The organism is Arthrobacter sp. M4 (assembly GCF_020251205.1).
Taxonomy (GTDB): Bacteria; Actinomycetota; Actinomycetes; order Actinomycetales; family Micrococcaceae; genus Arthrobacter.
This window is the reverse complement of sequence record NZ_JAIWYX010000014.1, coordinates 59,844-71,537: the sequence shown is the minus strand read 5'-3', so window position 1 is coordinate 71,537 and position 11,694 is coordinate 59,844. Positions and strand designations below refer to the sequence as shown.

Annotated in this window: 15 protein-coding genes; 9 read left to right on the top strand and 6 right to left on the bottom strand. The window is 64.5% G+C overall.

Going from position 1 to position 11,694, the window contains the following annotated elements:
- Positions 1–314, top strand: a 314-nt coding sequence (locus tag LD110_RS19185; protein WP_225501181.1) for a hypothetical protein, incomplete at its 5' end; no start/stop codon positions are given.
- A 149-nt stretch (positions 315–463) separates the two neighbouring features.
- On the opposite strand, the gene LD110_RS19180 is transcribed toward LD110_RS19185, so the two are convergent.
- The gene (locus LD110_RS19180; protein WP_225501180.1) at positions 464–910 is read right to left on the bottom strand and encodes a universal stress protein; all 447 of its coding nucleotides are present in this window, start codon (positions 908–910) and stop codon (positions 464–466) included.
- A 199-nt stretch (positions 911–1,109) separates the two neighbouring features.
- Between LD110_RS19180 and LD110_RS19175 the strand changes: the two genes are divergently transcribed.
- Positions 1,110–1,772, top strand: coding sequence for a response regulator transcription factor (locus tag LD110_RS19175; RefSeq protein WP_225501178.1), 663 nt, complete (start codon positions 1,110–1,112; stop codon positions 1,770–1,772).
- Here the strand turns inward: LD110_RS19175 and LD110_RS19170 are convergent.
- Positions 1,735–3,534 carry a GAF domain-containing sensor histidine kinase gene (locus LD110_RS19170; RefSeq protein ID WP_225501176.1) on the bottom strand — a complete coding sequence of 600 codons (1,800 nt, stop codon included), beginning with the start codon at positions 3,532–3,534 and terminating at the stop codon, positions 1,735–1,737. The genes LD110_RS19175 and LD110_RS19170 overlap by 38 nt on opposite strands.
- A 158-nt stretch (positions 3,535–3,692) precedes the next feature.
- On the opposite strand from LD110_RS19170, the gene LD110_RS19165 reads away from it, so the two are divergent.
- Together LD110_RS19165 and LD110_RS19160 are read left to right on the top strand one after the other, a co-directional pair.
- Positions 3,693–4,169 (top strand): pyridoxamine 5'-phosphate oxidase family protein, encoded by a 477-nt coding sequence (locus LD110_RS19165; RefSeq protein ID WP_225501174.1) that lies wholly within the window; start codon positions 3,693–3,695, stop codon positions 4,167–4,169.
- 126 nt (positions 4,170–4,295) lie between these two features.
- Positions 4,296–5,060, top strand: a complete 765-nt coding sequence (locus LD110_RS19160; RefSeq protein WP_225501172.1) for a GntR family transcriptional regulator — start codon at positions 4,296–4,298, stop codon at positions 5,058–5,060.
- 64 nt (positions 5,061–5,124) lie between these two features.
- Here LD110_RS19160 and LD110_RS19155 read toward each other — a convergent pair whose 3' ends face one another.
- On the bottom strand, positions 5,125–5,598 hold the full coding sequence (locus tag LD110_RS19155; protein ID WP_225501170.1) for a PTS glucose transporter subunit IIA: 474 nt from the start codon (positions 5,596–5,598) through the stop codon (positions 5,125–5,127).
- Positions 5,595–5,825, bottom strand: coding sequence for a glucose PTS transporter subunit EIIB (locus tag LD110_RS19150; RefSeq protein ID WP_225501168.1), 231 nt, complete (start codon positions 5,823–5,825; stop codon positions 5,595–5,597). Before LD110_RS19150 ends, LD110_RS19155 begins: the two co-directional genes overlap by 4 nt.
- Before the next feature lie 268 nt (positions 5,826–6,093).
- Between LD110_RS19150 and LD110_RS19145 the strand changes: the two genes are divergently transcribed.
- Genes LD110_RS19145 through LD110_RS19135 form a run of 3 tightly spaced genes read left to right on the top strand, consistent with a single transcriptional unit; the run spans position 6,094 to position 8,985 of the window.
- Positions 6,094–7,341, top strand: coding sequence for a PTS transporter subunit EIIC (locus LD110_RS19145; RefSeq protein WP_225501166.1), 1,248 nt, complete (start codon positions 6,094–6,096; stop codon positions 7,339–7,341).
- 46 nt (positions 7,342–7,387) lie between these two features.
- Positions 7,388–8,167, top strand: a complete 780-nt coding sequence (gene nagB / locus LD110_RS19140; protein ID WP_225501164.1) for a glucosamine-6-phosphate deaminase — start codon at positions 7,388–7,390, stop codon at positions 8,165–8,167.
- On the top strand, positions 8,152–8,985 hold the full coding sequence (locus LD110_RS19135; RefSeq protein ID WP_225501163.1) for a copper homeostasis protein CutC: 834 nt from the start codon (positions 8,152–8,154) through the stop codon (positions 8,983–8,985). The genes nagB and LD110_RS19135 overlap by 16 nt, the downstream gene beginning before the upstream one ends.
- A gap of 98 nt (positions 8,986–9,083) precedes the next feature.
- Here LD110_RS19135 and LD110_RS19130 read toward each other — a convergent pair whose 3' ends face one another.
- Positions 9,084–9,416, bottom strand: a complete 333-nt coding sequence (locus tag LD110_RS19130) for a GerW family sporulation protein (protein WP_225501161.1) — start codon at positions 9,414–9,416, stop codon at positions 9,084–9,086.
- 50 nt (positions 9,417–9,466) lie between these two features.
- On the bottom strand, positions 9,467–9,700 hold the full coding sequence (locus LD110_RS19125; RefSeq protein WP_225501159.1) for a hypothetical protein: 234 nt from the start codon (positions 9,698–9,700) through the stop codon (positions 9,467–9,469).
- A 182-nt stretch (positions 9,701–9,882) separates the two neighbouring features.
- On the opposite strand from LD110_RS19125, the gene LD110_RS19120 reads away from it, so the two are divergent.
- Both LD110_RS19120 and LD110_RS19115 read left to right on the top strand, forming a co-directional pair.
- Entirely contained in the window at positions 9,883–10,638 is a 756-nt protein-coding gene (locus LD110_RS19120; RefSeq protein ID WP_374200366.1) for a FadR/GntR family transcriptional regulator, read from the top strand.
- Between the two features lie 8 nt (positions 10,639–10,646).
- Positions 10,647–11,684, top strand: a complete 1,038-nt coding sequence (locus LD110_RS19115; protein ID WP_225501157.1) for an asparaginase — start codon at positions 10,647–10,649, stop codon at positions 11,682–11,684.
- Positions 11,685–11,694: the final 10 nt, after the last annotated feature.

The following is an 11,694-nucleotide window of genomic DNA, read 5'->3' as shown; positions in this document are numbered from 1 at the left end:
CCGCCGCGCTCATCCTGGCCGGCAACGTGTCCGCCGCGCTCATCCTGGCCGGCAACGTGTCCGCCGCGCTCATCCTGGCCGGCAACGTGTCCGCCGCGCTCATCCTGTCCGCCGCGCTCGGCGCGGCCGGCTGGGAGGGTGACTGGCGCCTCTGGGTGATGGGAATGTTCGACGGCGGCCACCGGGGACGCCGCAGCTGCCGTCATGCTGTGCGAGCCGGTGATGATGTGCATGCCGAGAATTCCGGCGATCACGGCCATCACCAAGACAGCCAGGCTTGCGGTGCGGAGCAGGCGATGAAGGGGTCTAGTTAGCGGCGTGCGTCGAAAGACCTGACGTCGCACAGTTTCCTCCCCCTCCCCCAGCTCGCAGCACCACCAGCATACCCGAAGCAATATACCCCTAGGGGGTATCCGTCGCAATGGTTGGTCGGCGGCTGCTGCTAGCTGGGTCCGGGGCGGGATCAGGTCTCCGAGGAATGCACCACCAACACTGGGCAGTGGGCATGGGCAACCAGTGCCGAACTGACGGAGCCCAGCAGCATGCCGCCAAAGCCCCCGTGACCTCGCCGTCCCACAACGATCATCAGTGCCGTCTTGCTTGCATCGAGGAGCGAAGGACGGACAGCGCCGAAGCGAAGCCGGGGTGTAACGCTGGCTGGAAGGTCAGAGTCGAAGGCCTTGTCCACGGCTTCTTTGAGAATCTCGCCGGCCCTCTCTTCAAAGCCCTCAAACGCCGTGGAAACGTAGCTCATATAGGTTTGCGGATACTCCCAGAAGGCTACGGCCACCACCTCCGCATCCAAGGCTTCCCCGAGTCGCCTGGCCTGGCGGAGTGCCTCAATGGATGCCTCAGACCCATCTACGCCAACCACGATCTTCCCGTGATACTGCTCTTCTGTATCGACCATGATCCCTCCTGATCATCGGTTCTGATTCAAGTGTGGTCTTTGCAAACTGAGTGCGCGATAGTCAACAGGCATGAATTCATCCCGGGACCAAGGACCCTTGTTGAGGCTTTGGACAGCGGCGAGAATTGCAAGGCCGGAGGTGGCCAGGAGGCCCGCTCCGGCGAATAGACGCGGCAGACCAGCCGCCGGAAGGAGCATCATGGAGACCCCAGCCCGGAGCATTCGGGTATTCATCCTGGACGACCACGAACTCGTCCGCAGGGGGCTTCAGGAGCTCCTTGAGCCCGAGGGCTTCGAGGTGGTCGGCTCCACGGGATCTGCCGAGGAAGCGGCACGTCGCATTCCAGCGCTCCGGCCCGATGTGTCCATCTTGGACGCCCGGTTGCCGGATGGCACCGGCATTGAGGTCTGCCGCGATGTGCGCTCCGTCGACCCGTCGCTCAACTGCCTCATCCTGACCAGCTACGACGACGAACAGGCCCTTCGCGGCGCCGTCTTGGCCGGTGCTGCGGGCTACGTCCTGAAAGAACTGGGCGGCACGGACCTTCTGGGGGCTATTCGCGCAGCGGCGCGCGGCGAATCACTTTTCGACGACAAAGTGAAGGCCCGCATAGTGCACGGCTTGGTGGAGCCGCAGGAGGTGGACCCGCGAATCTCATCCCTGACGCCCCAGGAGCGCCGTGTCCTGGAGTTGGTGGGCGAAGGATTGACCAACCGACAAATCGGCGAACGCATGGCCCTCGCCGAAAAGACGGTCAAGAATTATGTTTCCTCGCTGCTGGCCAAGCTCGGATTCGAACGCCGCACACAGGCTGCGGTCTTTATCACCCAGCCGGAGCCTCAGGCGAGATCCGTCCGCTAGGGCGGTTGCCGACGTCGTCCGCTGCGGGCACGGACCAGGAGAGTACGGTCCCCCGCCCGGGCGCGGGGCCCACACTGAAGGTTCCGCCCAGTTCCCGGGCCCTTTGCTGCAGGTTCTCCAAGCCGTGGCCCGGTGTGGCGGTTCCAGACCCCTTTCCGGACCCGATGCCGCGACCATTGTCCTTGACGGTGACGGACACCGTGCCGTCTGAAACGGCCACCGATACTTCGATCGCAGTCGCTTCCGAGTGCCGTACCGCGTTACTGAGCCCCTCGGTCACCACGGCAAGCAGGTTCTCCACAATGGAAGGATCCACCACCGCATCCACCGCGCCGCTCAGGATCAGGTGCGGCGAGAAGGTGAGGGACTGGCCCGCCGCGCGAACTGTCCTAAGCAGTCTGCTGCTGAGAAGTTCGGCCTCCGCCGCACTGCTTCGCAGTGAGTAGATCGTGTTGCGAAGGTCGCGGATGGTGCCATCCAACTCGGCAGTGACGGCGTCGATCCTTTCCAGGGCGGGGTCCGCCGTCGTAAAGCGCCGAAGGCTTTGGATGCTAAGCCCCGCGGCGAAAAGCCGCTGGATGACCACGTCGTGGAGGTCCCGGGCGATGCGGTCGCGGTCCTGGAAGACCGCCAGCTGTTCCCGGAGCCGATGGGCGCGGGCCAGCTCCAGCGCCAAGGCAACGTGCGACCCAAACACGGCGCCCATCTCCACATCCGTCCGCGGAAACGATGAATCCCCGCTCGCCCGGGCGAGCAGCAACAGGCCGTGATGGGCGCCTTGGGCACCGAGTTCGACGGCGAGAAGCGGCCCGAGTGCCGAGGCGTCCCCGACGCGGCCCAACACCTGCGCAGAATCACCAAGGGACGCCGGGGACCCGGTCTCCACAACAGCTTTTAGCTCCGGAACATCGAGCGGCTGGAGGAAGGCGGGAACGTGGAGAGCGCTCTCCCCCGCCGATCCGGCAACCCGATAGTAGGCATCGGAGGCGGGAACCAGGATGAGGGCCAATTGGGCTCCGGATTCCTGCAATGCCCGGGCGGCGATATCGTCAAGGCCGCCCTCAGCTTCCCGCCCCATGACGCTGCCCGTGACCTCCATGCTTGCTTCCAGCCAGCTGGCACGGCGTCGGGCGTCCTCGAACAGTCGGGCGTTTTCAATGGCCACGCCGGCGGCGGCGGCCAGGGCGACCGCCAGATCCTCGTCCTCCGGGGTGAAGTCCCCGCCGTCTTCCTTTTCCGTGAGGTACAGGTTTCCGAAGACCACATCCCGCACGCGGATAGGCACGCCAAGGAAGGTGGTCATGGGCGGGTGGTTGGCGGGAAAGCCATAGGACTTAGGGTGGGCCCGGAGATCGTGCAATCGCAGGGGAGCGGCGTGGCTGATCAGCTCTCCCAGCACGCCATGGCCCTTTGGTCGGGGTCCGATCAGCCTGGCCTGTTCATCGTCGATCCCCACAGTGATGAAATGACTGAGCGTGCGGTCCTCGCCAATGACACCCAAGGCCCCGTACTTGGCTTGGACAAGCCTGCATGCCGAAGAAACCACCCTGTTGAGCACCGTGTCCAGGCTGAGGTCCTCCGCCACGCCCACCACGGCTTGCAGTAGGCTGCGCATCTTTTGTTGAGCTTGAAGCAGCTCGCCGGCCCGGTCCAGGAAGTCCGTGAGCAGGTCCTCAATCCGGGCGCCCGGCACGCGGGCGGCGGTTCCCGGCACACCGGCGGCGCCGGCGCCTTGGGAACTGGCGGAACCTTGGCTGTCCATCAACCACCTTTCAACAGGAATGTGGCCTCCGGATTTTCGGCTTCCGGGAGCCTGAATCGAGGCCAGCGTACTCTCCCGCGCAGGCCGGGGACAGTCAACGATTGGACAGGGACCTTTGGCCCTAACAGGCCGATCCAGTGGACCGTAACGTCGGGACCATGGACACCTACTTCACTGACTCCACTCCTTTGGACTCCTCGGACACCGACGCCAACCCGCGCATCGACGGCGCCCGCCACACCTACAGGGATTTGGACGAAAACCGTTGCTGGGAGCTGCTGGGCTCGCAGTCCACTGGCCGCTTCGGCTTTGTGCTCGAGGGCCGGGTGATGATCCTTCCGGTGAACTACCTGGTCCATAACCGGGCAATCTACTTCAGGACGGCTTCGAGGGGTTCCATCGGCGAGGCCGTGCCCCATACCCGCGCGTCGTTCCAGGTTGACGCGTCCCGCGCAGACCTCAGCGAGGGTTGGTCCGTGCTGGCCAGCGGCTCTTCCTCCCGCGTTGAAGACCCGGAGCTGCTGACCTACTTGTGGGGAAGGACGATGCCGGAGCCGTGGGCCGGTGGCGAGCGGAACATGTTCATATGCCTCACGCCCACGCTTGTCACCGGCCGCCAGGTGTTTTTGGCCTGAGGTTTTCCACTGCACCTGCCCTTGAGCGTCCGGAATGGAATAGGCTAAGTGGTACGGACCGGTATGGTCCTATCACCAGCGCCTGAAATCCTACGCGATCCAGACCAAGCAGACAGGGGGCACCGAGTGCCAAGAGCAACGGGGCAGAAAGCCAGGGCGTCCCACGATTCGACGCTGGCGGTCAACCCCAACAGCCACGTCCCCAAGCACGAACAACTCCGCAATATCCTTCTGCATTTAGCCAAGGAACAGTTGGAGCCCGGCGACCTCATGCCCAGCGAACGCAAGCTCATGGACGAGTATGGCGTCAGCCGAATCACGGTCCGGGAAGCGATTGGGCAACTCGTCAACGACGGGCATTTGGTCCGCGTCCAGGGCAAGGGCACGTTTGTCTCCGGCCAGCCCATGCAATCCATCCTGCACCTTGCCTCTTTCACCGAGGAGATGCAGGCCCAGGGGCACCAGCCCACCACCCTGGTGCTCGTGGCAGAGCGGGCCGTGCCACCGCCGGCAACGGTTCGTGCCTTGCGGCTTGAGGAAGGCACCGATGCCCTTCACATCAAGCGCCTTCGCATGGCAGATGGCCGACCGGTGAGCGTTGATGATGCCTGGTACGACCCCGCGCGGGCCGATGGGCTGCTTGAGATTGACCTGACTGGCTCGATTTACCGGGCGCTTGCGGACCGCTTCGGGCATCCGATTGACCGAGCAGAGCAGACTTTGGGCGCCGTAGGGGCAGCCGACGATATTGCCGTCCTGCTCGGCACCCCGCCGGGAGCACCTGTCCTACACTTCGACCGGACATCGTATTCCGGCGAGTTCCCCGTGGAACATGCCCACTCCTGGTACCGCTCGGACCGCTACACGCTGGCCATGGAGGTCCGAGCCTAGTTCCGGCGCAACCGCCAAGGGCCCGGCCGCGCTAGGCGGCCGGGCCCTATTGACGCACAGTGGGTCAAGCGGTCGCCGGAGCCCAAGCAAAAAGGGGCGCTCCGGCGTCGACGGCTCCCGTGACGAGCAGGCTGGCAGTATCAGCCTTTGAGTCAAGTACGACGACGGGACTCACCAGCGAATAGCCGGCGGCGACGGCGGCGGTTGGGTCGACTCGCATAATGAGGGCGCCTGCCTCCACCGAATCGCCCTTGGCGGCCAACAATTCGAAGCCCTCGCCCTGCAGCTTCACGGTGTCGATGCCGACGTGGGTCAGTACGCCGCGGCCGTTGGCGTTGACAATCACAAAGGCGTGCGGAAGGAGCTTGACGATCTTGCCGGCAACGGGGGCGACGACGTCGAACGCGCCATCGGCGGCTGGCAGTACGCCAGCCCCGGCGCCGACCATCTGCCCGGAAAAGACGGGATCCGGGACGTCGGTGATCGGCACAACGATGCCCTTCAATGGGGAGGCGACCGTCAGTTCAACTGCGCTCACAGAAGGTCCTCGATGTCCTCGGCCAGGGTGTCAGCTTCCGGTCCAACCACCACCTGGACTACGTTGCCGGAGCTCAGCACACCATGCGCACCGGCGCCCTTGAGGATGCTTTCCTTCACCAGCGAACCGTCCTTCACCTCCGTCCGCAGACGCGTGATGCACGCTTCGATCTCAACGATGTTCGCGGCGCCGCCGAGCCCTTCGATGATCTGTTCTGCCTTGGACATGAGCCCTGCTCCTTCTTGGTACCCGGCGGCTGCGTTGCCGGCCGGTTTGCTTGTAGCTGTTCCAGCGTGATCCGAAATCAGTTCCCTGTCACGTCTTGACAGGGGGCTCGGCATGCGCCGAAACTGAACTGGTCATAACCGGACAGTACCTCCAAAAGACCACTGTCCACAAGCCCCCGGCTCCAACAGAACTTTCCAAAACACCGAAGATCCTGGCGCCGCCCCAGTCCCCCCGTAACGCAAGTCCCGACCCCGCAAAGGTGCACCCGTGATGACTTCCGAACTCTCGGCAGATACCGCCAAGAAGACCAATCCGGTCTTCGCTGTCCTGCAGCGACTCGGCCGCAGCCTCATGCTGCCGATCGCCGTTCTTCCCGCAGCCGGGCTCCTGCTCCGGCTTGGCCAGAAAGACCTGCTCGGCGCAATTCCCGGCTGGGAGCAAGCGGCCACTGTGGTCGAAGCCGCGGGCAACGCGGTGTTCGGCTGGCTGCCGCTGATCTTCGCGGTTGGCATCGCCATCGGCTGGGCCAAGAAGGCCGACGGGTCCACGGCGCTGGCCGCCGTCGTCGGCTACATGGTGATGGATGGCGTCTTCAAGGCCATGTCACCGATCGTTCTCGCCGGACAAACCGATCCCGCGGGCAAGCCTGCCCTTATCAACTACGGCGTCCTCGCCGGCATCGTGGTGGGCCTCTTCTCCGCCGCGCTCTGGCAAAAGTTCTACCGAACCAAGCTCCCGGATTTCCTTGGCTTCTTCAGCGGCCGCCGCCTGGTGCCGATCCTGACCTCTGTCACCAGCTTGGTTGTTGGCGTCCTGATGGCATTCCTCTACCCGATCTTCAACGCCGGGCTCTCCTGGATCGGCAACACCGTGGCTGCAAACACAGTCCTGGGAGGCGGGATTTACGGCTTCACCAACCGCATGATGATCCCCGCCGGCCTGCACCACATCCTGAACTCCGTGGTCTGGTTCCTGGTGGGCGATTACACCGACGCTTCCGGCCACGTGGTCCGCGGCGACCTCAACCGCTTCTTCGCCGGCGACCCCACCGCGGGCACGTTCATGACAGGATTCTTCCCCATCATGATGTTTGGCCTCCCCGCGGCAGCCCTGGCCATCTGGCGCCACGCCAAGCCCTCGCAGAAGAAGATCGTGGGCGGCATCATGTTCTCCACCGCGCTCACGGCCTTCGTCACGGGCATCACCGAACCGCTGGAGTACTCCTTTATGTTCGTGGCCTTCCCGCTGTACGTCATCCACGCTGTCCTGACAGGCCTGTCCCTTGCCCTGGTGAACTTCCTGGGTATCCACACCGGCTTTACGTTCTCGGCAGGGTTGATCGACTACGTCCTGAACTTCGGCAAGGCACAGAATGCCTGGCTGCTGATACCGATCGGGCTCGTGTTTGCGGCGGCCTATTACTTCATCTTCTCCTTCGTCATCAAGCGCTGGAACATCCGCACACCGGGCCGTGAAGACGACGAAGTGACCGTGGAGACCGAAGCAGCCAAGTAAATCCGGTCGTCAACAAAGCCACCAAAGAAAGGACACCCAGAAGCCCATGGAGATCGTCATCCGGGAGGACTCCGACCACGTGGCCCGCACGGTTGCGGACATCATTGAAGGCTATGTGCGCCGAGGCCCTGCGGTCCTGGGCCTGGCCACCGGCTCTACACCGCTGGCCAGCTACAAGGAACTGATCCGTCGCCACCGCGAGGAAGGACTGAGCTATTCCGAGGCCCAAGCCTTCCTCCTGGATGAATACGTGGGCCTTCCAGTGGAGCATCCAGAGTCCTATCACTCGGTGATCCGCAGGGAGTTCACGGACCACGTGGACCTGGATCCGTCGTCGATCCACAGCCCCGGCGGCGCGGCACCAGACTTGGCAGCGGAAGCAATCCGTTACGACCGCAGCATCGCCTCCGCCGGAGGCGTGGACGTGCAGATCCTTGGTATTGGAACCGACGGGCACGTTGGCTTCAACGAACCAATGTCCTCATTGTCCTCGCGGACGCGGGTCAAAACCCTGACGGAGCAGACGCGCCAGGACAACGCCCGGTTCTTCGATTCTCTCGACGACGTCCCGCACCACGTTTTGACCCAGGGCCTGGGGACCATCACGGATGCCCGGCATCTGCTGCTGATCGGCCTCGGCGAGGCGAAAGCGGATGCGATCGCGGCCGCCGTCGAAGGTCCCCTGGCGGCCGCCTGCCCCGCATCGGTCCTGCAACTGCACCCGCACGTCACGGTGGTGGTGGACGAGGCAGCCGCGTCGCGGCTGAAGTTCGCGGACTACTACCGGCACACGCTGGACAACAAGCCGGCATGGCAGGCCTTCTGATGCCAGGTGGCCTGGCAGCGGAATTCGCCTCCCGTTCCGGCCCGGAAGGGAAGCACCCCTCAGCACCGCTACTGGAGTTCGCCGTCCAGGACGCAGCCGGGGCTCGGATCGCGGCAGACGTGGGGGCTTCGCGCGTGGAACTGTGCGCGGCGCTCGGTTCCACGGGCGGTCTGACCCCAAGCATCGGCGCAGTCTCGCAGTCCGTGGAAACCGGGATTCCCGTGCACGTACTGGTGCGGCCACGGGCAGGCGGCTTTGTGTACTCCGACGAGGAGTGTTCGTTGATCGAAGCCGACGTCCGGGCTGCGTTGCGCGCCGGGGCATCCGGAGTGGTTGTGGGGGCGCTTACCCCCGGAGGCAAGATCGACGCCGGCGCGCTGGTTCGTTTCGTGGCGGCGGCCCGGGAGGAGGCTCCCGACTGTGACGTGACGTTCCACCGGGCCCTGGATACTGCGCTTGCTGCGGGTTTTCCCGTTGAGGATCTGCTGGCTACCCTCTCTGAACTCGGGGTGGATCGTGTCCTGACCAGCGGGGGCGCTCTGGATTGCCGGGCGGGCCTGCCTGTTCTTCGGGCGCTGGTTCAGGCCTCACGTGCAATGGACCTGCCCGTCCAGATCATGGCAGGCGGCGGAGTTCGTGTGCGCGACCTCGAGGACCTGGCGTTGAGCGGGGTTGATGCCATCCATCTGTCGGCCCGAAGGGGACCGGCCGCGGATCGGGATGGCACGCCTGGCCAGGCATCGGTGGCTTATGAGCACACCGACGCGTCGCTCGCCTCGGAGGTGGCGTCGAGGCTTCGGGAACTGGCGGCCCGCTAAGCAGCCACGCAGCTGAGTTCATCCAGCAGATCAGGCGACCTCCGGCGTCGATATCCCGCCTGATCTGCTGGATGAATGGCACGCTGAGTCGGGGCAGGCTACCTGCGGCGCCGTCTGAAGATGCCCTTCAGCACCATTCCGGCAACCAGGATCGCCGGGGTGGCAGCAACCAGAAGGGACACCGTGTTGGCTTTGAACGCCACGGCTCCGGACTGCGCGTCCTTGAGATAAACGCCGAGCGGCCAGACCATGCTGCCGCCTCCTCCGCCAAGGCCCTCCGCGCCGGCTTGTTCCGAGCTGCCGCCGCCGAAGCCGGACCACACCGCGGCAACAGGGATGATAGTGCGGCCGTCGACTTCCACGGGATCTCCGTAGGCGGTCCGCACACCCATTGAGGACAATTTGTCAGCCAGATTCTCAATGAAAGTCATGCGGCCAGCATAGTTTCGGCGTGCTACCGGGGACAGACCCTTTGTTGGCCCTACCGGCCAGGGGACTTCGGGGCACGCCACATATTTGCCGCCAGCAAAAAGAGAGCAAGTGCCACAGGAGAGAGGTGCATCAGGACATGGCGGAAAACGGGGTCGTGGACAATCCCTGGCGCAAGGAACGGTGACTCTGACCCCACAGCAACGAGCATGAAGAACAGCGTCCACGTAGCAAAGAGCGCCAGGGCTGCCTCACGCGCCCTGCTGCGGGAAGTTTTGGTACGCATCTTTCCATCTCCAACCGCCACCGGCCTCCGGCACCTTTGCCAGACCCCTATGGCCGGCGGCTGTGCACTACGATGCCTCATGCACCTCAAGGAAGACGCAAAAAGGCCACAAAGTCCTTGAAAGAATGGTCTGTGCCATCCCGCTTTGACACCTGCCTGTGACCCGTGCCATATTCTTAAGCGTGAACCTGTCAGACAGCCGGACAGCAGGACAGCCTGCCGCAGAGCGAACCAAAGCTCGGGAGCAAGCCCGTCCCCCAACAGCATCCACGCCCGTCGTTCGACTGTCTGCGGCCGAGGCAGTGTTCAACGCGATCCGGTTGGATATCGAATCCGGTAAGTACGAGGTTGGCGACAAGCTCAGCTCCGAAGCCAACCTCGCAGCCCAATACGGGGTCAGCCGCTCAGTGATCCGCGAAGCCCTTCGCTCGGTCACGGCCCTCGGCCTCACAGCCACAAAGACCGGCCGGGGCACGTTCGTCGTCGCAACCTCCGTGGCCAACGACCTTCAACTCGGACTCTATTCGGCCCGGGACCTCAACGAAGCCCGGCCGCACATCGAAGTCCCAGCCGCCGGACTTGCGGCGCAACGAAGGACGCCAGAGGACCTGGAGCACCTCAAGGACATCGTCAAAGCCATGATGGCCGAGGATGACCCCGAGGCCTGGGTTGCCCTGGACGCCAGCTTCCACTCGGCAATCGCACGCGCAAGCGGCAACAAAGTCTTCGAGAGCGTCATCGTTGAAATCCGCGATGCGCTGGCCCACCAATCGGAAACCCTCAACTTGGTGGCCGACCGCCAACACGTCTCGGACGAGGAACATGTCCGGATCGTCCAAGCCATCGAAAACCGCGACTCAGCGGCGGCCAGCGCAGCCATGGCCGACCATTTGAGCGCCGTTAGTGAAGCCCTGGACACCATCCTCAACGGCAACTGAAAGTAGCTATGCCCTCCCACCCCAGCACCACCCTGCCCGCGCATGCCCGGACGCTGACCGCGCCCCGGCATGTGCCGCTTGCGGAAACCACCCGCGACGGGCTTGTAGAAAGCGTCCATTACGGGTCTCTCATCGCCACCGCCCCGAACGGAACCACCGTGGTGGAAGCCGGCGAACCCGACGCCCCGATGTATCCGCGCTCCGCGCTCAAGCCCCTTCAGGCAGTGGCCTTGGTCCGCGCCGGACTAGACATTCCGGACAACCTCCTGGCCCTGGCGGCGGCAAGCCACTCCGGCGCTGCAATGCACCAGGAAGGATCCCGACAGATCCTCAAGCTGCACGGCCTGGAAGAATCCGCACTGGAGAACAGCACGGATCTCCCCTACGGCACAGCTGAACGCGAGGAATGGCTTCGCTCCGGCAACGGATCAACCCAACTGGCGCAGAACTGCTCGGGCAAACACGCAGCGATGGCCTCCGTGTGCGTCATCAACGGCTGGCCGGTGCAGGGCTATCTCAACCCCGAGCACCCCCTCCAGGTCCTGGTCCGCGACACCATCACCGAGCTCACGGGTGAAGACGCCGCTGCAGTGAGCACCGATGGCTGCGGGACTCCCCTCTTCGCGCACACCCTCCACGGCATGGCCCGCGCCTACGGCCGTCTCGCATCAGCACCTGCGGACAGCGCTGAGGGCAGGGTGGCGAACGCCATGCGCAAACATCCGGAGATGGTTGCCGGCGAAGGCCGCGACGTCACCGAACTGATGCGTGCAGTGCCCGGCCTGCTCGCCAAGGACGGCTTCGAGGGCCTCCAGCTGGTCGGCCTGGCTGACGGCACCGGCCTGGCCATCAAAATCTCCGACGGCGGCGACCGCGCCCGCATGCCCGTCACCGTCCGTGTACTCGAGTCCATAGGGCTCGACGGCGTCACGCTGGCCGGGCTTGCCAGCCCGCCCGTGCTGGGCGGAGGCCGGCCCGTCGGCGTCCTGCGCGCCGCCGACTCCCTGGTCGAGGACCTGAAAATCCTCGAAAACCACCTGAACTAACTCCCCCAAC

What these genes read in the sequence shown, in the direction of transcription:
- LD110_RS19125 (WP_225501159.1), bottom strand. Translation starts at nt 9,700, where the DNA reads ATGCGTACCAAAACTTCCCGCAGCAGGGCGCGTGAGGCAGCCCTGGCG.
- LD110_RS19135 (WP_225501163.1), top strand. Translation starts at nt 8,152, where the DNA reads ATGGCAGGCCTTCTGATGCCAGGTGGCCTGGCAGCGGAATTCGCCTCC.
- LD110_RS19170 (WP_225501176.1), bottom strand. Translation starts at nt 3,534, where the DNA reads ATGGACAGCCAAGGTTCCGCCAGTTCCCAAGGCGCCGGCGCCGCCGGT.
- LD110_RS19180 (WP_225501180.1), bottom strand. Translation starts at nt 910, where the DNA reads ATGGTCGATACAGAAGAGCAGTATCACGGGAAGATCGTGGTTGGCGTA.
- LD110_RS19150 (WP_225501168.1), bottom strand. Translation starts at nt 5,825, where the DNA reads ATGTCCAAGGCAGAACAGATCATCGAAGGGCTCGGCGGCGCCGCGAAC.
- LD110_RS19130 (WP_225501161.1), bottom strand. Translation starts at nt 9,416, where the DNA reads ATGACTTTCATTGAGAATCTGGCTGACAAATTGTCCTCAATGGGTGTG.
- LD110_RS19115 (WP_225501157.1), top strand. Translation starts at nt 10,647, where the DNA reads ATGCCCTCCCACCCCAGCACCACCCTGCCCGCGCATGCCCGGACGCTG.
- LD110_RS19175 (WP_225501178.1), top strand. Translation starts at nt 1,110, where the DNA reads ATGGAGACCCCAGCCCGGAGCATTCGGGTATTCATCCTGGACGACCAC.
- LD110_RS19165 (WP_225501174.1), top strand. Translation starts at nt 3,693, where the DNA reads ATGGACACCTACTTCACTGACTCCACTCCTTTGGACTCCTCGGACACC.
- nagB (WP_225501164.1), top strand. Translation starts at nt 7,388, where the DNA reads ATGGAGATCGTCATCCGGGAGGACTCCGACCACGTGGCCCGCACGGTT.